At 32.6% G+C, this 23,305-nt stretch carries 19 protein-coding genes; 15 read left to right on the top strand and 4 right to left on the bottom strand.

Annotated elements, in window-relative coordinates:
* Positions 1-59 precede the first annotated feature (59 nt).
* Positions 60-896 (top strand): YtnP family quorum-quenching lactonase, encoded by an 837-nt coding sequence (locus ACZ267_RS09830; RefSeq protein WP_002465598.1) that lies wholly within the window; start codon positions 60-62, stop codon positions 894-896.
* An 89-nt stretch (positions 897-985) separates the two neighbouring features.
* Here ACZ267_RS09830 and ACZ267_RS09825 read toward each other — a convergent pair whose 3' ends face one another.
* Positions 986-1,300: a PepSY domain-containing protein gene (locus ACZ267_RS09825; RefSeq protein WP_015364892.1), complete on the bottom strand. Its 315-nt coding sequence runs from the start codon at positions 1,298-1,300 to the stop codon at positions 986-988.
* 85 nt (positions 1,301-1,385) lie between these two features.
* On the opposite strand from ACZ267_RS09825, the gene ACZ267_RS09820 reads away from it, so the two are divergent.
* The 10 genes from ACZ267_RS09820 to ccpA all read left to right on the top strand — a co-directional run bounded on the left by ACZ267_RS09820 (position 1,386) and on the right by ccpA (position 14,392).
* Positions 1,386-2,462, top strand: a complete 1,077-nt coding sequence (locus ACZ267_RS09820) for a M42 family metallopeptidase (protein ID WP_079449153.1) — start codon at positions 1,386-1,388, stop codon at positions 2,460-2,462.
* An 18-nt stretch (positions 2,463-2,480) separates the two neighbouring features.
* A complete protein-coding gene (locus ACZ267_RS09815) occupies positions 2,481-2,792 on the top strand; it encodes a thioredoxin family protein (protein WP_002467409.1) in 312 nt (103 codons plus the stop codon).
* A 99-nt stretch (positions 2,793-2,891) separates the two neighbouring features.
* Positions 2,892-3,749, top strand: a complete 858-nt coding sequence (locus ACZ267_RS09810) for a DUF1444 domain-containing protein (RefSeq protein ID WP_002467410.1) — start codon at positions 2,892-2,894, stop codon at positions 3,747-3,749.
* Positions 3,750-3,767: 18 nt separating this feature from the next.
* Positions 3,768-4,370, top strand: a complete 603-nt coding sequence (gene ytpR, locus ACZ267_RS09805) for a YtpR family tRNA-binding protein (RefSeq protein WP_002467403.1) — start codon at positions 3,768-3,770, stop codon at positions 4,368-4,370.
* A 20-nt stretch (positions 4,371-4,390) separates the two neighbouring features.
* Positions 4,391-8,230, top strand: coding sequence for a DNA translocase FtsK (locus tag ACZ267_RS09800; RefSeq protein WP_079449151.1), 3,840 nt, complete (start codon positions 4,391-4,393; stop codon positions 8,228-8,230).
* A gap of 21 nt (positions 8,231-8,251) precedes the next feature.
* Complete coding sequence (gene murC, locus ACZ267_RS09795; RefSeq protein ID WP_002467396.1) at positions 8,252-9,565, top strand: UDP-N-acetylmuramate--L-alanine ligase; 1,314 nt, start codon at positions 8,252-8,254, stop codon at positions 9,563-9,565.
* Positions 9,566-9,639: 74 nt separating this feature from the next.
* Complete coding sequence (locus ACZ267_RS09790; protein ID WP_002467416.1) at positions 9,640-10,131, top strand: DUF948 domain-containing protein; 492 nt, start codon at positions 9,640-9,642, stop codon at positions 10,129-10,131.
* Between the two features lie 77 nt (positions 10,132-10,208).
* A complete protein-coding gene (locus ACZ267_RS09785; protein WP_002467405.1) occupies positions 10,209-11,672 on the top strand; it encodes a coiled-coil domain-containing protein in 1,464 nt (487 codons plus the stop codon).
* 339 nt (positions 11,673-12,011) lie between these two features.
* Entirely contained in the window at positions 12,012-13,103 is a 1,092-nt protein-coding gene (locus ACZ267_RS09780) for a bifunctional 3-deoxy-7-phosphoheptulonate synthase/chorismate mutase (protein WP_015364895.1), read from the top strand.
* A gap of 299 nt (positions 13,104-13,402) precedes the next feature.
* Complete coding sequence (gene ccpA, locus ACZ267_RS09775; RefSeq protein WP_015364896.1) at positions 13,403-14,392, top strand: catabolite control protein A; 990 nt, start codon at positions 13,403-13,405, stop codon at positions 14,390-14,392.
* Positions 14,393-14,427: 35 nt separating this feature from the next.
* Here ccpA and ACZ267_RS09770 read toward each other — a convergent pair whose 3' ends face one another.
* Entirely contained in the window at positions 14,428-15,588 is a 1,161-nt protein-coding gene (locus ACZ267_RS09770) for an acetoin utilization protein AcuC (protein ID WP_015364897.1), read from the bottom strand.
* A 21-nt stretch (positions 15,589-15,609) separates the two neighbouring features.
* Entirely contained in the window at positions 15,610-16,242 is a 633-nt protein-coding gene (locus ACZ267_RS09765; protein WP_002467408.1) for a GNAT family N-acetyltransferase, read from the bottom strand.
* A gap of 172 nt (positions 16,243-16,414) precedes the next feature.
* Between ACZ267_RS09765 and acsA the strand changes: the two genes are divergently transcribed.
* Entirely contained in the window at positions 16,415-18,124 is a 1,710-nt protein-coding gene (gene acsA / locus ACZ267_RS09760; protein WP_015364898.1) for an acetate--CoA ligase, read from the top strand.
* 259 nt (positions 18,125-18,383) lie between these two features.
* Complete coding sequence (locus tag ACZ267_RS09755; protein WP_015364899.1) at positions 18,384-20,051, top strand: formate--tetrahydrofolate ligase; 1,668 nt, start codon at positions 18,384-18,386, stop codon at positions 20,049-20,051.
* A 45-nt stretch (positions 20,052-20,096) separates the two neighbouring features.
* Here ACZ267_RS09755 and ACZ267_RS09750 read toward each other — a convergent pair whose 3' ends face one another.
* Positions 20,097-21,005: a transglycosylase domain-containing protein gene (locus tag ACZ267_RS09750; RefSeq protein ID WP_002467399.1), complete on the bottom strand. Its 909-nt coding sequence runs from the start codon at positions 21,003-21,005 to the stop codon at positions 20,097-20,099.
* A gap of 461 nt (positions 21,006-21,466) precedes the next feature.
* Between ACZ267_RS09750 and tyrS the strand changes: the two genes are divergently transcribed.
* Positions 21,467-22,729 carry a tyrosine--tRNA ligase gene (gene tyrS, locus ACZ267_RS09745; protein ID WP_002467407.1) on the top strand — a complete coding sequence of 421 codons (1,263 nt, stop codon included), beginning with the start codon at positions 21,467-21,469 and terminating at the stop codon, positions 22,727-22,729.
* A 33-nt stretch (positions 22,730-22,762) separates the two neighbouring features.
* Positions 22,763-23,227, top strand: coding sequence for a MarR family winged helix-turn-helix transcriptional regulator (locus ACZ267_RS09740; protein ID WP_002467411.1), 465 nt, complete (start codon positions 22,763-22,765; stop codon positions 23,225-23,227).
* Positions 23,228-23,305 lie beyond the last annotated feature (78 nt).

Here is a 23,305-nt window from a genome sequence, read left to right as displayed (position 1 = left end):
AATATTATAGATTATAATTAAGTTTGAATGTATAAAAACTGAAATAAGGAAGTGATTTTATGAAGTTAGGTGCATTAACAATCGATGATATAAATGGAGGAAATACGCATATAGATGGTGGCGCAATGTTTGGTGTGGTTCCTAAACCACTTTGGACAAGAAAATATAAAGTGAATGACAAGAATCAAGTTCATACGCCTACACATCCAATTCTCATTCGACACCCAAAATATAATATTTTAATAGATGCAGGTATTGGAAATAATAAGTTAACTGACAAGCAAAAAAGAAATAGTGGTGTTACACAAGAAAGTTTTATTAAAGAAGAATTAGCGTATTTTGGACTTACACCTGATGATATTGATTTGGTTTTAATGACTCATTTACATTTTGACCATGCTGCGGGACTTACAGATGAAAATGGACACGCTCTGTTTAAAAATGCTACACATTATATTCAACAAGATGAATGGCATGAGTTTCTAGCACCTAATATACGTAGTCAGGCAACATATTGGAAGGAAAATCAAGGTGACTATGATGAAAGAGTTATTTTATTTAAGGATGAAATCGAACCAGTTCCAGGTATTAAAATGATTCATACTGGTGGACATAGTTTTGGTCATTGTATCATCACTATCGAAAGCGAAGGGCAAAAAGCAGTACATATGGCCGACATTTTCCCAACCTTGGCTCATCGTAACCCACTATGGGTTACAGCATATGATGATTATCCTATGACATCTATTCAAGAAAAAGAAAGATGTATTCCGTATTATATTTTTAATGATTATTGGTTCTTGTTTTATCATGACGAGAACTACTTTGCACTAAAATTTGAATCTGATAAGCACAATATTAAAGAAACAGTTAAACGTGCATATAGACTATACTAAAACAATGAGAAAGGTTATAGCTTTGTTCAAGAATCTCAATATTTTTGAGTGAACAATCTATAACCTTTAATTTTATATTAATGTGTAGTCTATAATTCTATAATATTCAACACTTCACCTGAATAGGCATCTGCATAAAAATCATAATCTACAAGTTGTCCATTTTTAGTTGCAGTTATGCCACCAAGATAAACTGGTCTATTAGCGTTAATGTTAGGATCGTTGAGAGGTTGATGTACGATATATGAGCCTTTAACGTCCATAAAATAAGTTTTAACTTCATTTAATAATTTATCGGGGTTATAATATTTTTTCTTAGCTAGGTATGCAACGATACCAGCTGATATGATTACAACCGTACAAGCACCTATGATAGATATATTTTTACAATTTAAACACTTCATCATTGTATCTCCCTTATTCATAATTCATATTATTAGTTTACCATAATGAAGATGATATAATAAGTTATAAGGAGTGAAGCTTTAAATGACTATAAATGAAAGTATAACACTAGATAGAATAAAACATCTTACTGAATTACATGGTGCACCAGGTTTTGAAGATGATATTAAAACATATATGAAAGATCAAATGACACCCTTTGTAGATGAGTTTATTGATAATAAAATGGGTGGCTTTTTTGGAGTGAAAAAATCCGCTAAACCGAAAGCAAAACGTGTGATGGTAGCTGCTCATATGGATGAAATTGGATTTATGATTACACAGATTACCGATAATGGTATGATTCAATTTACAAACCTTGGTGGCGTTGCTAATGATATTTGGCAAGGTCAAAGACTCAAAGTGAAAAGTCGTAATAATGAAGAAATTACAGGAATTGTATCTAATATACCTAAACACTTTAGAAGTGGAAATGAAGGTGTACCTCAAATTAGTGATTTAATGTTAGATATTGGTGCTACGACGGCTAATGAGGTTAGAAAAAGGGGTATTGAAATAGGCGATACAATAGTTCCAGACACACCATTTACACAATTATCGAAGTATCGATTTAGTGCTAAAGCATGGGATAATCGATATGGTTGTCTCATCGCGATAGAGATATTAGAATTGTTGAAAGATATCGAATTAGATGTAGATTTATATGTTGGCGCAAATGTTCAAGAAGAGGTTGGCCTACGCGGAGCTAAAGCATCTGCTGAACTTATTAAACTGGATGTTGCGTTTGTAGTGGATTGTTCTCCTGCAAATGATATAAAAGGTCCTAATCAGTTATCCGGTGCGCTAGGGGAGGGGACATTGATTCGTATTAAAGATGGAACAATGATCTTAAGACCTTCGTTCAGAGATTATTTACTTCAATTAGTCAATCAGTATGATATTCCTCATCAATATTATATGTCTCCAGGTGGAACTGATGGAGGCGAGATTCATAAAGCAAATGAAGGAATTCCTACAGCTGTTATAGGTGTGTGTGCACGTTATATTCATAGTACGGATGCTGTATTTGATATTAGAGATTACTATGCAGCTAGACAACTATTAAATAAAGCAATTATAAATTTAAACGAAGCACAAATTGAAACGTTACAATATCATTAATTTACAGGAGTGGAGATCGTGTTAAAACTAGAATCAGAACAACAATTTGAAGAATTAAAACAAGACAATACGGTGTTTGAATTTACAGCTGATTGGTGCCCAGATTGTAAAGTTATTGAACCAGAATTACCACAATTAGAAGAGAAATACCCATCGTTTAAATTTGTCTCAGTAGATCGTGATCAATTTATAGATATTTGTATTGAAAATGGGATTATGGGGATTCCAAGTTTCTTAGTTTATCGCAATGGTGAATTGCTAGGAAGTTATATTGGTAAAGAAAGAAAATCCATCGAACAAATTGATACATTTTTATCACAATATATTTAATTGAATAGTTGAAAAATATATTTAAAAACCTGTTTTTTTCTGTTACTATCCATTGTTTTATTGTAAACTATTAAGAGGTGCGAAATAGGAGTGTTATAAATGAATGTCTTTCAAATGAGAGATAAAATTAAACAACGTTTAAACCATTTAGACGTTAATTATAAATTTGATCGTGAAGATGAAACATTAAGAATTTATAGAAAAGACAATCATAAAGGTGTCACAATTAAATTAAATGCTATTGTCGCAAAATATGAAGAAAAAGAAGAAAAAATAGTTGATGAAATTATTTATTATATAGACGAAGCAATTGCACAAATGGCGGATCAGGGACTTGAACAACTTAAAGATATTCAAATTATGCCAGTAATCCGTGCTACGAGTTTTGATAAGAAGACTAAAGAAGGCAATGCCTTTATTTATGAAAATCACACCGCAGAAACAAATATTTACTATGCATTAGATTTAGGTAAATCTTATCGACTCATAGACGAGAGCATGTTAGAAACGTTAAATATGACACAACAACAAGTCAAAGAAATGTCTTTATTCAATGTTAGAAAATTAAACAATCAATATAGTACAGATGAAGTTAAAGGAAATATCTTTTATTTTATTAATTCTAATGATGGCTATGATGCAAGTCGTATTTTAAATACTTCTTTTTTAAATGATATTCAAGATCAATGTGAAGGTGAAATGTTAGTAGCAGTGCCACATCAAGATGTATTAGTTATTGCGGACATTCGTAATAAAACAGGTTATGATGTTATGGCGCATTTAACTATGGAATTTTTCACTAAAGGTCTTGTACCTATCACGTCACTATCATTTGGTTACGATAAAGGTCATCTTGAACCAATATTCATTTTAGGTAAAAACAATAAGCAAAAAAGAGACCCAAACGTGATTCAGAGATTAGAAGCAAATCGTAAAAAATTTAATGATAAAAAATAAATAAAAAGGAGAAAAAGTATGAATTTATTTTATAATCCCAATGGTGTAGGAGACGTTGCTTTCTTACAAATTGAACCTGCAGAAGGTGAATTTAATTATAGAAAAAATAATGATGTTGTAGAAATTACTAAAGAAGATGATAACCAAGTAGTTGGATATAATTTCTTTAATATTTCAAATCATATTCAAATTGAAGGCAATGGTCATATCAAATTAACAGAAGATATTGTTGAACAATTACAGCAAATGATAAAAAACAATGGTTTTACGTTTGAGTTAAATGCAGATTTATCACCTAAATTTGTTGTTGGTTATGTTGAAACTAAAGAAAAACACCCAGATGCAGACAAATTAAGTGTTCTTAATGTAAACGTTGGTAATGACACATTACAAATTGTTTGTGGTGCACCGAATGTTGACCAAGGACAAAAAGTGGTTGTTGCAAAAGTTGGAGCAGTTATGCCAAGTGGTATGGTCATTAAAGATGCAGAACTTAGAGGTGTTGCATCTAGTGGAATGATTTGTTCTATGAAAGAGCTAAATTTACCAAATGCCCCTAAAGAAAAAGGTATCATGGTATTAGATGATAGTTATGAAATTGGACAAGCATTTTTTGAATAAAAAAGGAAGGTAGTGAAAGTATGAGCTGGTTTGATAAATTATTTGGCGAAGATAATGATTCAAATGAAGATATATTGCGCAATAAAAATAAAAGACGCCAGGCAAATCAATCGAATGATACTCATCATGACTCATTACTGCCACAAAATAATGATATCTATCATCGTCCAAAAGGGAAGTTTCGTTTCCCAATGGAAGGTTTTGAATCAGGAAATGCGGAGTCTGAAAACACAACTACTCAAGATGTGCACCGGTCAAATGTCAATCATGATATAGAGGAATTCCGTACTCAAGACAATAAAAGACATCGTCGTAGAAGAAATCATGACAATGAAGAAGGTAGTTTCGATTCTAGTTATCAATCTAAAGGTTATCAATCTAGAAAGAAGAAAGATCCCAATCCTTATACAACGACATCAACACACCGTCAAATTTCTCCTACGTCACTTGGCAATTCGAGTACGAAAAATCATAATACAACGTCCAACACGCAACCTAGGATGAAATTACAATCTGAACGATTTAAATCTAATTATAAAACTCAATCTGAATATACATATCACAAAAGTGATTTTAGAGCGTCAGAAGTACCGTCTGCCATTTTCGGCACGAAACAAAGACGTCCGATTGAAAATGGTGTTATACCACCTAAAGATAGTGGGGAAAATAGCACTCATGTAACAGTAGATAATCGAAATGATAGAGACTATGTAAATCAGAATTCAAGAGCGTTTTCATCTAATTCAAAGGCAAACGCTCAACAGCAACATCAAGATTCACAGCAATCAAATTACAATACTATTAATAATGAATTATCTACAGGTAATGAAAATGTAGCATCGACTACTACACCAAATCATTCTAAAAAGGATAATACGATAAATATTAATAATATTTATGCATCACAAATTGTCGAAGAAATTCGTAGAGAACGTGAAAGTAAAGTCCTTCAGAAACGTCGATTTAAAAAAGCGTTACAAGAAAAAAGACAACAAAATCAAGAGTCTAATGAGGATAGTATCCAAAAAGCAATAGATGAAATGTATGCTAAACAAGCACAACAATATGTAGGCGATAGTTCATTAGACATCGAAGATCAAGAAGAGTTTAATGATAGCGTTGCTAATAGCAATAGTAATATAGAAGAGGATAAATTAGATGACTCTACTGTATTAGATACAGATAACCAAGAAAAATCTAATCATCACTATAATTACGAAGAAATAGATTTAAATGATATCACTCAAAGACACGAAGTGAATGATGATGATGTTACGGTATCTGACGCAGTCAATCATGATAATGATAATGATTCTGTACAGGATCAATTGGAGCATCATTCAATAGATAACGCAACTGAAGATGAAATCGTACAACAAGATTCTGAGGATAAAACGCAAAGTTATGACAATGGTGACAGGGGTCATGAAATGGTTAATAGTGAACCTGAATTATCTAATCACGTTGATGATGCAGAATATCGTGAAATCGATGAAAGTGACTCTTCAGCTAATCATGTAACTTCTGAGCCAATATCAATGTCACAAAAAGCGAGTGAATCTCAACAAAAATCTAGTGAGCATCATTGGCAACAAAGAAGAGGGCATAATGCTGTTACACAAAGTGTTGATCATGAAATAGAATATGCTAAGAAGCGTAAACGTCAATCCGATATAAAAAGTGAAACATCATCAGAATCAGATAGCGCTTCAGAAAATCAAAGTGACTCAACTAAAAATAATGACGAGACTTCTAGTGATAATACAAGTATGTCATCAGCTAAGCCAATGGATGTGGCAAGTACTTCTGAACGTCAATATGAATCAATGTCATCAATAGATGAAAATATCCAACGAGATAATAGTTCAAACCATTCATCATCTGAATCAATACAATCTAGTACTAAAGAGCAAATTGAATCAAATTCTGAAAATACAAGTAGTTCTGATAAACAATCCAACTCACTACAAACTCAACATTCCAGTACACCTAAGAAACGTGTTACTGGTGGTAAACCATTTAATGTCGTAATGACACCATCAGATAAAAAGCGAATGATGGATAAGAATAAAGGTAAAAGAGTTAATGTTCCTGAATTAGCACCAGAAGATAAGAAACAAGCATCGCGTTCTAGCGAAGATACTAAGTCAACATCAATGTCACATCATACTAGTACATCGGAGCCGTTTTCTAATCAGGAAGCAAGTCATTCTTCTGAAAGTGTTCAAATGAGTCATTCAACACCAAACACTCATTCGGAAGCTGTGAATACGACGTCTACAGAATCAATTCATGTTGATGATAATCAATCTGTAGTAAGTAAACAAAATAGTTCATCATATGTTACTGACAATGAGTTAAATCATCATCAAGATGATAGTCAAGTTGGAATCAATCATCTTAATGAGCAAGAAACGTCAGGTAATTCAGAAGAACCTCAAGTACAAAAACCTACAATTCGAAAAGGACCAAATATAAAATTACCAAGTTATGATTTACTTGAAGAACCTGAGCCACATGAAGTTAATGAAGAATGGATCGATGATAAGAAACAGGAATTAAATGATGCATTGTATTACTTCAATGTGCCAGCTGAAGTACAAAATGTCACTGAAGGCCCAAGTGTAACACGCTTTGAATTGTCAGTTGAAAAAGGAGTAAAAGTATCAAGAATTACCGCACTACAAGATGACATTAAGATGGCATTAGCTGCTAAAGATATTCGTATTGAAGCACCAATACCAGGAACTAGTCTTGTAGGTATTGAAGTGCCTAATCAAAATCCAGCTAAAGTGAATTTGAGATCGATTGTAGATTCAGAACCATTTAAAAATGCGGAATCAAAATTAACAGTTGCAATGGGATATCGCATTAACAATGAACCTTTATTAATGGATATAGCTAAAACGCCACATGCTCTGATTGCAGGTGCGACTGGTTCAGGTAAATCAGTATGTATTAATAGTATTTTGATGTCTTTACTGTATAAAAATCATCCTGAAGAACTAAGGTTATTATTAATTGATCCAAAAATGGTGGAATTAGCACCGTATAACGATTTACCTCATCTCGTATCACCAGTTATTACAGATGTTAAAGCTGCCACTCAAAGTTTAAAATGGGCAGTTGAAGAAATGGAACGCAGATATAAATTATTTGCACAATATCATGTGAGAAATATTACTGCATTTAATAAAAAAGCATCATATGAACAAAGAATGCCTAAAATTGTTATAGTAATAGATGAATTAGCCGACTTAATGATGATGGCACCACAAGAAGTTGAACAATCTATAGCACGAATTGCTCAGAAAGCACGTGCATGTGGTATTCACATGTTAGTAGCTACTCAACGTCCATCAGTTAATGTCATTACAGGATTAATAAAAGCTAATATTCCAACTAGAATTGCATTTATGGTATCATCGAGTGTAGATTCTAGAACTATACTTGATAGCGGTGGTGCAGAACGTCTACTAGGATATGGTGATATGCTTTACCTAGGTGGCGGAATGAATAAACCAATCCGTGTTCAAGGTACATTTGTCTCAGATGAAGAAATAGACGATGTTGTAGATTTCATTAAACAACAACGTGAACCTGAGTATTTATTTGAAGAAAAGGAATTATTAAAGAAAACACAAACTCAAGCACAAGATGATTTATTTGATGATGTGTGTGAGTTCATGATTAATGAAGGACATATATCTACTTCATTAGTACAAAGACATTTCCAAATTGGGTATAATAGAGCAGCGAGAATCATAGATCAGTTAGAACAATTGGGATATATCTCTGGAGCTAACGGTTCTAAACCTAGAGATGTTTATATTACTGAGGCGGATTTAAATCAAGATTAAAATTTAGTAAGGAGTTTTATAATGACACACTATCATTTTGTCGGTATTAAGGGTTCCGGCATGAGTTCATTAGCACAAATTATGCATGATCTTGGACATGAGGTGCAAGGCTCAGATATAGAAACTTATGTATTCACTGAAGTTGCTCTAAGAAACAAAGGCATAACAATTTTACCGTTCGATGCGAATAATATAAAAGAAGACATGGTGATAATTCAAGGGAATGCCTTTCCTGATAGTCATGAAGAAATTGTTAAAGCACATCAACTTAAATTAGATGTGATTAGATATCATGATTTTCTTGGTCATGTAATTAATCAATACACGTCTGTTGCTGTTACAGGTGCACATGGTAAAACATCTACAACAGGCTTATTATCACATGTAATGAATGGCGACAAAAAGACATCATTTTTAATTGGTGATGGTACTGGAATGGGATTACCTGGTAGTGATTATTTTGCATTTGAAGCATGTGAGTATCGTAGACATTTCTTGAGCTATGACCCTGACTATGCAATTATGACAAATATTGATTTCGACCACCCAGATTATTTCAAAGATGTTGAAGACGTATTTGATGCTTTCCAAGAGATGGCGCATAATGTTAAAAAAGCAATTATTGCTTGGGGTGACGATGAATACCTTAGAAAATTAGAAGCAGATGTACCCATTTATTATTATGGATTTAATGAAACTGATGATGTATACGCTAAAAATATTCAAATTACAGAACAAGGTTCTCAATTTGACGTTTACATCAATGGTGAATTCTATGGTCAATTCCTATCACCACAATATGGAGACCATAATATCTTAAATACACTAGCTGTTGTTACAATTAGTTATCTTGAGAAAATGAATATTGATAATATTAAAGAGGCATTAGAAACTTTTGGTGGTGTAAAACGTCGTTTTAATGAAACAAAAGTATCAAATCAAGTATTAGTAGACGATTATGCTCACCATCCAAGAGAAATTAATGCTACAATTGAAACAGCTCGAAAAAAATATCCACAAAAAGAAGTTATTGCAGTATTCCAACCACATACATTTTCAAGAACTCAAGCATTTTTAGAAGAATTTGCAACGAGTTTAAGTGCAGCAGACCATGTTTTCTTATGTGAAATTTTTGGTTCTATAAGAGAAAATACTGGTGAATTAACTATTCAAGATTTAATTAACCGTATTGATGGTTCAGCTTTAATTGATGAAAGTGGTATAGATGTATTAGAAAAATTTGATAATGCAGTTATTTTATTTATGGGTGCTGGTGACATCCAAAAAATGCAAAAAGCGTATTTAAATAAAATTGGTGTAAAAAAAGATTTCTAATATGTTTATAATGATTTCTCAAGGGTATTAAATATTAATGAATTTTATAATTAGGTATTTAGGAGGCGTTTTTAATGGATTGGATTTTACCAATTGCCGGAATTATCGCTGCGATAGCGTTCTTAATTTTATGTATCGGTATCGTTGTAGTGTTAATTTCTGTTAAGAAAAATTTAGATCACGTGGCTAAAACACTTGATGGTGTTGAAGGTCAAGTACAAGGTATTACAAGAGAATCTACGGACTTACTTCATAAAGTAAACCGTTTAACTGAAGACATTCAAGGTAAAGTTGATCGTTTGAATTCTGTAGTAGATGCTGTTAAAGGTATCGGTGACTCAGTTCAAACATTAAACGGTTCAGTTGACCGTGTAACTAACTCAATTACGCACAATGTTTCTCAAAACGAAGATAAAATTTCTCAAGTAGTACAATGGTCAAATGTTGCAATGGAAATTGCTGACAAATGGCAAAATAGACACTACCGTCGAGGAAGTGCAAATTACAAAGCAAACACAGTAGCAAATGATACAGATCATAGTTACACTACTCGTGTTGATAAATAATTAATAAGAATGAACTAAATGCACTTAAATGAGGTTGTTACTTGTTTAAGTGCATTTGTTATAGGGAGGAATAAATCATGGAACACTATAATCGTGATGATTTTGAAAGAAATAATACTGGAAATGATTTATACAGCCGTCATACTCGTATAAATAATCAATCACCACAACGTAAAGATTTCGTAGTTAGCTTTATTACAGGAGCAATTGTAGGGTCTGCTTTAGGTTTATACTATAAGATGAAAGTCTTTGAAAAAGCAGATCAAGCTATTGCAAAAGAAAAAGAATTACGTGAAAAAGCATTAAATTATAAATCACAAGCTGAACAACATATTGAAACGGTTAAAACACGAGTAGAAAACTTTAGAAATAAATCTAATAATGGTGTTTCTTCAGATGAATTATCAGCTCAAAAAGTAGCGATTCAAAGAGAAGTGAGTGATCATAATCTTGCAGACCAATCTCCTGAAGCGAGAGAAATCCAAGAAGCAAAATTAGAAGCTGACAATCATTCAAAAGTTGGTGCGAGTGCAACTGAATTAGCAGCACAACAAAATGCAATTAAATCTGAAACAAATCATGACCAATTAGCAGATCAATCACCACAAGCGCGTGAAATTCAAGATGCAAAAGTTGAAGCTATGCGTAATGATCAACAAACTGCAACACCTTCATCAAAGGAACTTGCAGCACAACAGAATGCGATTCAAGCAGAATCGAATCATGATACATTAGCAGATCAATCACCACAAGCAAGAGAAATCCAAGAAGCAAAAGCAGATGCAAAAAGTAAACAAGCAAATTCTAATATTGATAACAATAAGCATGTATCTGACAAAGAAATTGCTATGGCACAATCTGCTATTAAAGAAGAATCATCTTTATCAGATCCATCTCAAACTAAAGAACAATCAACACAAACATCTAATGCTGATAAATTAGCTAGTGCGGCTCATACAAAGAAACAAAAAATGAACAATGATTCACAAGTATTGGCAGACACTAATGCATTTACTAAAGAACAAGACGTAGCTAAAAACAACAAACAAACTACGCCAAGTTTAGTCGATCAAACAAATCAAAATAGTTCAAAAGCTAATGATGGCTCATTCGCTAATAGATTAGCAACAGCAGCCAAAGATAAACAAGCGAAGTTAACTAAAGGTTCTAAAGAATCACAATTAACAAACGCTTTATTAGCAGAGGCACCTATTGCCAAATCAAAAATGACTAAAGTGCCTAACTTAGTAACTAAATCTTCAACTAATGACACAAAAAATAGTAAATCAAGTCAAACAACTAATAAGCAATCTTCAAAAAAACAAAATAAAGCACAATTTGATAAAGGTGTCGTAACACGTCAAAATAACGCATCAACAAAATCTAATAACAAAAATAAGACACAAACGAAAACGTCAAAACAATCAACAAAAACACCAAGTCAAAATAAAAATCAAAAGCAACAAGGTAAACAACAACCAACACAACAAAAGGTAGAAAAAACGACTAGTAAAATTGAAAAACGTACGTTCAATGACTAATTAGTTTGTATTTAATATGAGTTAATATTATGATATAAATATAAGCACTCATTGATTAGTATTTGATTTTTAAAGTGAAATTAAATGTATCATTTTAGAGTGGAACCCATCATTTATTCATTAACAGGATAGATGACGTTCTGCTCTTTTTATTTTCGTAAAAAGAGTTGTCATAATACTTAAGAATATACGTATATTTTTAGAAAATTTAATCAATTCTAACAATTAGAGCTTGAACTATAAAATGTTAATTGTTAGAATGATTCGTAAATACATTTAATTTATCGCTTTAAAGTGATACATATAAATGTGCAACTATAAGATAGAGGTGAAGTAACTATGAGTAATAAATTAGAAACGTACAGACAAGAAATTGTTTCGCTTAACGATCAGATTTTAGAATTGCTATCCCGTCGAGGTGAATTAGCACAAAAAATTGGGGAAGAAAAAATCAAGCAGGGAACACGCGTATATGATCCACAACGTGAAAAAGAAATGATCAATGACCTTTTAGATAAAAATAAAGGACCATTTAACGACAATGTCATTAAACAATTATTTAAAGAAATTTTTAAAGCCTCTACAGACTTACAAAAATCAGAAAACGAAAAGCATTTATACGTATCTCGTAAATTAAAACCAGAAGATACGATTGTTCATTTTGACAATGGTGGCATGTTCGGTGAAGGACATAAATCTTTCGTATTCGGTCCATGTTCAGTTGAATCACAAGAGCAAGTAGATGCTGTAGCAGCAGATTTACAAGCAAAAGGTGAAAAGTTCATTCGTGGCGGGGCATTTAAACCACGTACATCTCCATATGATTTCCAAGGTTTAGGTGTTGAAGGACTTAAGATTTTAAAAAATGTTAAAGATAAATATAATTTAAACGTTATTAGTGAAATCGTGAACCCAAATGACTTTGAAATTGCTGATGAATATCTTGATGTTTTCCAAATTGGTGCACGTAACATGCAAAACTTTGAATTATTAAAAGAAGCAGGACGTACAAATAAACCAATTCTTTTAAAACGTGGATTATCAGCAACGATAGAAGAATTCACATATGCAGCTGAATATATTGCTTCTCAAGGTAATAGAAATATCATTCTATGTGAACGTGGTATTAGAACATATGAAAAAGCAACTAGAAATACATTAGATATTTCTGCAGTACCTATTTTAAAACAAGGGACACATTTACCTGTAATGGTTGATGTAACACACAGTACAGGTCGAAAAGATATTATGTTACCAACTGCAAAAGCAGCATTAGCGGTTGGTGCTGATGGTGTTATGGCTGAGGTACATCCGGATCCTTCTGTTGCTTTAAGTGATGCAGGTCAACAAATGGATTTAAATGAATTCAATGAATTCTATAAAGAATTAAAACCTTTAGCTGACATGTATAACGATAAGAAGCTTAAATAAAGCATTGACCTAGAACATAAATATGTTCTAGGTTTCTTTTTATGTAACAAATATGATCATTAAAGTGGCTATATAAAAGTACTTATTAATAAAATTAATTTGAATCTCTGTTGAGTTATATCATAGTTGCTTTTCATGGTAGTGAAGTCATTTTATTAATGAGTAATGAAACTAAAAATCTGACAGAAATGTGAACGTCAAAACAAATTTATTTCACTGAATCTCTAAATATGGTAAACTTTGAAAATAATATGAAAACATGATACTAAAGCGTATGAAGCGCTTTCAAGGAGGAAACTATGACTGTAACAATATATGACGTAGCTAGAGAAGCTAGAGTATCGATGGCAACGGTCTCTCGTGTAGTTAACGGAAATCAAAATGTTAAACCAGAAACTAGAAATAAAGTAAATGAAGTTATTAAAAAATTAAACTATCGACCAAATGCTGTTGCACGTGGACTTGCAAGTAAACGTACAACGACTGTAGGTGTCATTATCCCTGATATTTCTAATGTGTATTATTCTCAACTTGCACGTGGTTTAGAAGACATTGCAACGATGTATAAATATCATTCAATTATTTCCAATTCTGATAATGATTCAGAAAAAGAAAAAGAGATTTTTAATAATCTTTTAAGCAAACAAGTTGATGGCATTATTTTCTTAGGGGGTACCATTTCAGAAGAAATCAAAGAACTTATTAATCAATCTTCAGTTCCGGTTGTTGTATCAGGTACAAACGGTAAGGATGACCATGTTGCGTCAGTAAATATTGATTTTGAAAAAGCAGCTGAAGAGGTAACACAACAACTTATAAAGCAAGGTGCTAAATCATTTGCATTAGTTGGTGGCGATTATTCTAAAAAAGCACAAGAAGATGTACTTTCAGGTTTAAATAAAGTATTATCTGAAAATCAATTAAAATTAGATGAGTCACTTCATTTATCAGGAGCTGAAAGCTACAAAGAAGGTATGAAAGTCTTCGATAAAATTAAAGATAATTTACCAGATGCAGTTTTATCTATTAGTGATGAACAAGCTATCGGTATTTTACATGGTGCATTAGATGCAGGTATTAAAGTACCTGAAGAATTACAAATTGTAAGTTTTAATAATACGCGTTTAGTTGAAATGGTTCGACCACAATTATCTAGTGTGATTCAACCATTATATGACATCGGTGCTGTTGGTATGAGATTACTAACGAAATATATGAACGAAGAAGAAATTGATGAACCCAACGTGATTTTACCACATAGAATTGAATATAGAGGAACAACTAAATAGTTAAAAATAAAGCACACCGTTTATGCGGTGTGCTTTTAATTTGAAAGGTCATACCAACTGGCAACTAAATTCGATATACGTGCATTTTTTTCTGAAATTTCAGCAGTGCGTGGAATATAAGTATAGTCATTCAAACGGTCTTCCCATCTTTTAGGTAGTGTTACTGAACTATAATGCTTCCATTTATTAATCCAATTTAGAGGTAAGTAGCCTTGTTGAATTGGTTCATTAATTAAACTTAAATATAGATGACTCCATGCACGTGGAACAACACGCCACAAATTATAACCTCCACCACCAAACATAATTATTTTATTTTCTGTATATTTTTCAGCTAAATCCTTAAGCATATATGGTAGGTGATAAAGTGAACTTAAAGTACAACTCATATGTGTTAATGGGTCTCTATAATGGATGTCGACACCATTAACACTCAAGATAATATCAGGTTTGAATGCAGCTATGACAGGTTCAACTGTTGATTTGAAAGATTCTAAAAATGATTCATCTTCCGTATAGGGTTCTAAAGGCACATTGACAGTATAACCATATCCTATATCTTCACCACGTTCTGTATAATGACCAGATCCTGGGAATAAAAATTTACCTGTTTCATGGATAGAGTAAGTTAAAACTTCATTACTAGTGTAAAAACTCCATTGCGTTCCATCTCCATGGTGTGCATCTGTATCTATAATCATAACGCGTTGATTATAGCGATTAACTAAATATTGGGCTGTAATAGCAACATCGTTATAAATACAAAAACCATTTGCTCGACCGGCTAAGGCATGATGTAAGCCTCCACCCAAATGACAACCATTTGTATAAGTGCCATCCATAATTTTATCAGCTAAATTAAGCGCGCCACCTACAATTCGTGCACAATGTTGATGCATGTGTCTAAAAGGAACTGTATCTTCATTAAAGCCATATTTTTTAGCCTCTTCGGCACTTAATATACCGTGAGATGCATGTTTGATGGCTTGTATATAATCATATTTATGAATCAAACCAATTTCATCATCAGTTGCAATTCTTGGTTCTAATATGTTTTCTTTTGTTAAAAATTGTGCATCTAACAACAACTCAGTCGTTAATTTTAAACGCATTTGATTGAAAGGATGCTCGTTATTAAATCTATATTTTAATATATCATCTGAATAAACATAACCTGTTCTATTTTTAGTACTCATAAGATCATCCCTTTCAAACAACTAATAAAAGAAGCGATTTTGAAATCTAATATCATCAAATGCATGTTGTTGATCTAATGTGATACGTTTACCAATTCTTGCCATTAAACAATTAGCCGGGTGACTGGTAATTTCAGGGTCATCTGTTGCAAATACTTCTAGACCACCTTTTTGCATTAACTTCTGCATGAGCCGTTTATATTCGAATACGTCTAACTGTGCATACTTCAAATCCCAATGCCAATAATATTCAGTAGTAAGTACAATAAAGTCTTCAAACTCATCTCCAGAAAGACTAAGTTGAATTAATCGACCACCTAGATGCAGATGGCGATACGATTTACTTAATTCAATTGCACCGAGTTCTAATAAATAAGGGAGATGACTAGTAGACCATCTTTCAAGTTCATCAGGATAATGATAGGTAACGTAACCGATTATATGTTGCTCTAGTCGTATAATATATACTCTTCCTTCAGGCAATGTAGTAATTTCTAACAATGCTTCAAATTGTTCTTTAGAAGAACGAAATGCATTAAGTCCTTCATCAAAAGTAAGCGTTTTCAAAAAAGAGTGTGAAACAGGGCCTTCAATTTTGTATTTGACATTATCAATTTCAATATTATCAGTAACATAAGTTTTAATGTGTTTCATTTTTTCACATCCTCATCAAATTGCCTCAAATCCTTACTATTATTATACTTATTTTCTTGTAATATAACAAAAATGTTGTGATTAATAAATAAATGTTTTGAATAATGCGACAATTATATGTATAATTCATTTTAAAGAAAGCGATTACATAAAGTTGAAGGGGGATTTTCTTATGAAAGTTGAAGTTTATCAAAGCGAACCTGGAAATTATAACATGCAAGATTATGAGCAAACTTACAAAGATTTTGATTGGAAGAATGTTGAACAAGCCTTTTCTTGGAGTAAAACAGGAAAAATCAATATGGCATATGAATGTATCGATAGACATGTTGATGAGGGTAAGGGAGACAAAGTGGCGCTCAATTATAAGGATGAGCGACGTCATGAGTCATATACGTTCGAAGATATGAAAAAATACTCAAATAAGGCAGCTAATGTATTAAAAAATGAAGCTGATGTTAAAAAAGGGGATAGAGTATTTATCTTTATGTCAAGAACGCCAGAATTGTATTTCGCTTTCTTAGGAATTTTGAAAATTGGTGCAATCGTTGGACCTTTATTCGAAGCATTTATGGAAAAAGCTGTTGCAGATCGCTTAGAAAATAGTGAAGCAAAAGTAATCATTACAAATAAAGCATTGTTACCTAGAATCCCAAAAGATAAATTACCACATTTAGAAAAAATTGTTGTTGTCGATGATGATGTTGAAGAAGGCTATGTAGATTTTAATCGTTCCTTTAAAGAAGCAAGTGAAGATTTTGAAATTGAATGGTTAAATGAAGATGATGGCCTCATCTTACATTATACATCTGGGTCTACAGGACAACCTAAAGGTGTATTACATGTCCAAAAAGCCATGTTAGTACATTACATTTCAGGTAAATATGTTTTAGACTTACAAGATGATGATGTGTATTGGTGTACAGCAGACCCGGGTTGGGTAACTGGTACGTCATACGGAGTTTTTGCACCTTGGTTAAATGGTGTGACAAATTGTATTGTTGGCGGACGCTTCTCTCCAGAACAATGGTATAAAATGATTCAAGACTTTAAAGTGACAGTGTGGTATACTGCGCCAACTGCTTTAAGAATGTTAATGAGTGCTGGTGATGATGTTGTAGATAAATATGATTTATCATCACTACGTTCAATTTTATCTGTTGGTGAACCGTTAAATCCTGAAGTAATTAAATGGTCTAAAGATGTATTCCATAAACGTGTGTTAGATACTTGGTGGATGACGGAAACAGGTGGACATATGATTGTGAACTATCCAGCTATGGATATTAAATTAGGTTCAATGGGTAAACCGCTACCTGGTATTGAAGCGGCAATTGTTGATGATGAAGGTAATGAGTTACCTCCAAATCGTATGGGTAACCTAGCCATTAAAAAAGGATGGCCTTCAATGATGCATGCTATCTGGAAAAATCCAGAAAAATATGATTCATATTTTATTGGTGATTGGTATGTTTCAGGAGACTCTGCTTATAAAGATGAAGATGGTTACTACTGGTTCCAAGGTAGAGTTGATGATGTCATTATGACTGCCGGTGAACGTGTCGGCCCATTCGAAGTAGAATCAAAATTAGTAGAACATGAGGCAGTAGCCGAAGCAGGTGTTATCGGTAAACCTGATCCAGTACGAGGTGAAATCATTAAAGCGTTTGTAGCTTTAAGAGAAGGTTATGAACCATCAGATGAATTAAAACAAAGTATTAAACAATTTGTTAAAGAAGGATTATCAGCACATTCAGCACCTCGAGAAATTGAATTTAAAGACAAATTACCTAAAACACGTTCTGGTAAAATTATGCGCCGTGTATTAAAAGCTTGGGAGTTAGATTTAGATGCAGGTGATTTAAGTACAATGGAAGATTAGATGATTGATTAAGTAGTGTTAGCAAAATAACTATTTCCATACATTAACGATTAAGATAAATATGATTGAGTTTAGTATTTCTAGACTCAATCATATTTTTTGAATATTTCTGATAATAGTAATGTAAACGTTATCAAATATTCGACATCATTGATTGAGTCGGTTATTATTAAAGTTGTAAGAGAATGAGAGTCATTACATATCAAACATTCTTACACTTATTTTTCTATTTATATTATTTACAAGGGGTTGAAATAAGTTGGCACATTTATCAGATTTAGAAATTGCGAATCAATCAAAAATTAGACCTATTAGTGAAATAGCTAAAGAGGCAGGGATTCCAGCAGAAGCCTTAGAGCAATATGGACATTACAAAGCTAAAATTGATATTAACCAAATAAAACCTAGAGATAATAAGGGTAAAGTTGTATTAGTAACAGCAATGAGTCCAACACCAGCAGGGGAAGGTAAATCGACAGTTACAGTTGGTCTATCAGATGCATTTCATGAATTAAAAAAGAATGTCATGGTAGCATTACGTGAACCAGCATTAGGACCAACATTTGGTATTAAAGGTGGTGCTACTGGTGGTGGATATGCACAAGTATTACCTATGGAAGATATCAATTTACACTTTAACGGTGACTTCCATGCGATTACTACAGCGAATAATGCATTATCAGCATTTATCGATAACCACTTACATCAAGGTAATGAATTGGGCATCGATCAACGTCGTATTGAATGGAAACGAGTATTAGATATGAATGATCGTGCTTTACGTCATGTTAATGTTGGTCTGGGTGGTCCGACAAATGGAGTACCACGTGAAGACGGCTTTAATATTACAGTTGCATCCGAAATTATGGCTATCTTATGTCTTAGCCGAAGCATTAAAGACTTAAGAGAAAAAATTAGTAAAATCACAATTGGTTATACACGTGATCGTAAGCCTGTGACTGTTGCTGATTTAAAAGTTGAAGGTGCTTTAGCAATGATTTTAAAAGATGCAATTAAACCTAACTTAGTACAATCAATTGAGGGAACACCAGCACTTGTACACGGTGGACCATTCGCTAATATCGCACATGGATGTAACTCTATTTTAGCGACAGAAACTGCACGTGAATTAGCTGATATTGTAGTTACTGAAGCTGGATTTGGCTCTGATTTAGGTGCTGAGAAATTCATGGATATCAAAGCGCGTGAAGCAGGTTTCGAGCCATCAGCTGTAGTTGTAGTAGCTACTGTGCGTGCCTTAAAAATGCATGGTGGCGTTGCGAAAGATAATTTAAAAGAAGAAAATGTAGATGCTGTTAAAGCAGGTATTGTTAACTTAGAACGTCATGTAAATAATATTAAGAAGTTTGGTGTAGAACCAGTTGTAGCTATCAATGCATTTATTCATGATACAGACGCAGAAATTGAATTTGTTAAATCTTGGGCTAAAGAAAATGGCGTAAGAATTGCATTGACTGAAGTTTGGGAAAAAGGTGGTAAAGGTGGCGTTGATCTTGCTAACGAAGTATTAGAAGTTATTGATCAACCTCAAAACTTCAAACCACTTTACGAATTGAATCAACCTTTAGAAGATAAAATTGAAACAATCGTTAAAGAAATCTACGGTGGTTCAAAAGTAACATTCTCAAGTAAGGCTCAAAAACAATTAAAACAATTTAAAGACAATGGTTGGGACCATTATCCAATTTGTATGGCTAAAACGCAATACTCATTTAGCGATGATCAAACAGCTTTAGGTGCACCAAGTGATTTTGAAATTACAATTCGTGAATTAGAAGCGAAAACAGGTGCAGGATTTATTGTTGCATTAACAGGTGCAATTATGACAATGCCTGGTTTACCTAAAAAGCCAGCAGCATTAAATATGGATGTTACAGATGATGGACATGCAGTAGGCTTATTCTAAATTTAATTAACAAACCCGGTAATGATTATTACCGGGTTTTGCTGTTTAACTTGCATTTTTATTGGGTTTTGTAAGTAAATGTGATTTAATACGATATTTTAATGCTTCTCTATACTCACTTTTAGATATTTTTTCTTCTACTAACATTCGTTTAAGTACATAATGTTGTCTTTGAATACTATAATCTATTTGATTATCTGGTTTTAAATTACCATTTTCTTCGTAGGGTGTATAACCATAAGGGCTTTGTAATAAGCCGATTAAATATGCTGATTGAGCAATATTTAAATCTTTAGGTGGAATCCCAAATAAACTATAAGACGCTGAAGAGATACCTGTTATATTGGCACCGTTATAATCTCTACCAAAAGGTACAATATTTAAATACGTATAAATAATTTCTTTTTTAGACATTATACGTTCAAGTCTTTGTGCTAATATAATTTCATTAGCCTTTCGACTATAAGTTTTTTCATTAGAAAGTACTTGGTTTTTAATTAATTGCTGTGTTATCGTGCTGCCACCGGAACTTTGGTCATTTTGCAATATGTCTTGAAACATTGCTCGTATAATGGCCTTAGGTAAAATTCCATTATGTTGGAAGAATAAAGTATCTTCTGAAGAGGTTAATGCTTTAATGACCTCTGGACTAACATGTTTTGGACCAACAATTAATGAGTTTAAAGAATGATCATATTCGTCTAAAATATCATTATTTTTATAATTAATTAGGTCATCACCAGCAAAGTGAATTACTTTATGTTTAAGTGCGTCGTCACTTATAGATGAAGCTTCTTTAGTCAATTGATGAAAATATATGATGGCTGCTAACAAGATAATAATCGTAAACATTAAACCAATTAGAAAAATGGAAACGATGATATGTTTGAGTTGCTTATAATACTTTTCAAATCGAAACATTTTATCATGTTGTTGTTTCTTCATATTATCCATAGCAAACCTCCTTTATTTAGACCTATTATACCATAGTCGTAAAGTTGACTTTTAAAATAATGTTAACTATAATTAATGGCAAATACATAAGTTTCAGATGAAGGACAAGTAGCTTTTTAGAGATTTTTTAGAGAGTTAGTGGTTGCTGAGAACTAACATGATCTAACTAGTGAATACACCTTATATAACAGTCTGACGTTTGATTAATGAACGTATCATTAGTAAAGAGATAAGAGAGTGTTTATGGATTTCATTATTTAATCTATATATACCTTTAATTCAAGTATGGTGGTACCGTGCAATTGCGCCCTTACATGTAAATATGATGTAAGGGTGCTTTTTTGTTGATTAAATAAATCTATCAATCATACTTATACAAATTTCTAGAATTGGTCTTTAATTCTAAGTTTTACGTTCATCTTAACTTATGAAAATACATAATATATAGGAGGAAGAGAAATATGACAAATGCATTAATAGAAGATTTAAAGTGGCGTGGCTTGATTTATCAACAAACAGATGAAGCGGGAATAGAGGAATTATTAAATAAAGAACAAGTAACGCTTTATTGCGGTGCAGACCCAACTGCTGATAGTTTACATATTGGTCATTTACTTCCATTCTTAACATTAAGACGTTTCCAAGAACACGGCCATCGTCCAATTGTTTTAATCGGTGGCGGTACAGGTATGATTGGAGATCCATCAGGTAAATCAGAAGAACGTGTGTTACAAACAGAAGAACAAGTAGAAGCCAATGTGCAGGGTATTAGTAATCAAATGCATAAATTATTTGAATTTGGTACCGATAAAGGAGCAGTATTAGTAAATAATAAAGACTGGTTAGGTCAAATTTCATTAATTAGTTTTTTACGTGATTATGGTAAGCATGTCGGTGTCAATTACATGTTAGGTAAAGATTCTATTCAAACTCGTTTAGAACATGGTATTTCATATACTGAATTTACGTACACTATTTTACAGGCTATCGATTTCGGTCACTTGAATCGTGAATTAAATTGTAAAATTCAAGTCGGTGGTTCAGACCAATGGGGTAACATTACAAGTGGTATCGAATTGATGAGACGTATGTATGGCCAAACTGAAGCTTATGGATTAACAATTCCTTTAGTAACAAAATCTGATGGCAAGAAATTCGGAAAGTCAGAATCAGGTGCTGTTTGGCTAGATGCTGATAAAACAAGCCCATATGAATTTTATCAATTTTGGATTAATCAATCAGATGAAGATGTGATCAAGTTCTTAAAATACTTTACATTCTTGAGTAAAGAAGAAATCAATCAGTTAGAACAATCTAAAGAAGAAGCACCTCACAAACGTGAAGCTCAAAAAGCTTTAGCTGAAAATGTGACACGTTTTATCCATGGTGAGGATGCCCTGAATGATGCGATTAGAATTTCACAAGCATTATTTAGCGGGGATTTAAAATCTTTATCAGCGAAAGAATTAAAAGAAGGTTTTAAAGACGTACCTCAAGTTGAATTATCTAAGAATACAACTAATATTATTGATGCATTGATTGAAACAGGGATTGGATCATCTAAACGTCAAGCCCGTGAAGATGTTAATAATGGTGCGATATATATTAATGGTGAACGCCAACAAGATGTTAACTACGAATTAACTGATGAAGATAAAATCGAAGGTGCGTTTACGATTATTCGTAGAGGTAAAAAGAAATACTTCATGGTTAACTACAAATAATAGTTGTAATATGTTGTGTGTAGGAGGTAAAGTGTGAATAAAGAAGAAGTCATCATGACAGGGTTACGCAATATGTTTAATAAAATAGCGTGGTTAAATAAAAGTGAAATGCAAGAGGCATTAAAAGATTATAAGTCTAGTGAAGTGCATTGCATTGAAGCGATACACGAATTAGATAATCCTAACGTTAGAAGTTTAACGGAACAGCTATTTATGACTAGAGGTGCAATTAGTAAATTAACGAAACGATTACAATCTAAAAAGTTAGTTGAAAGTTATCAAAATGAGCATAACAAAAAAGAAATTTATTTTCGACTTACGCCTAAAGGACAACAAGTATATCACACACATCAACAACTTCATGCAAAATTTGATGCACGAGATCAAGACGTTTTTGAAAGTTTAACACAACAAGAGTTCGAAAGCATTCAACATTTTATAGAAAAGTATAATCAACATTTGGATAAAGAAATTAAAAATAAAAGACTACAACATTAAGTATGATATTTCGAAAAAAGTGCTCTAATTAATTTTAGAGTACTTTTTTTATTGGCATTTTGTTGACAAGGAAACTAA

It is taken from the genome of Staphylococcus sp. AC872, assembly GCF_979255425.1.
The sequence above is the reverse complement of the archived record's forward strand: the minus strand, read 5'-3'. Positions and strand labels throughout refer to the sequence as shown.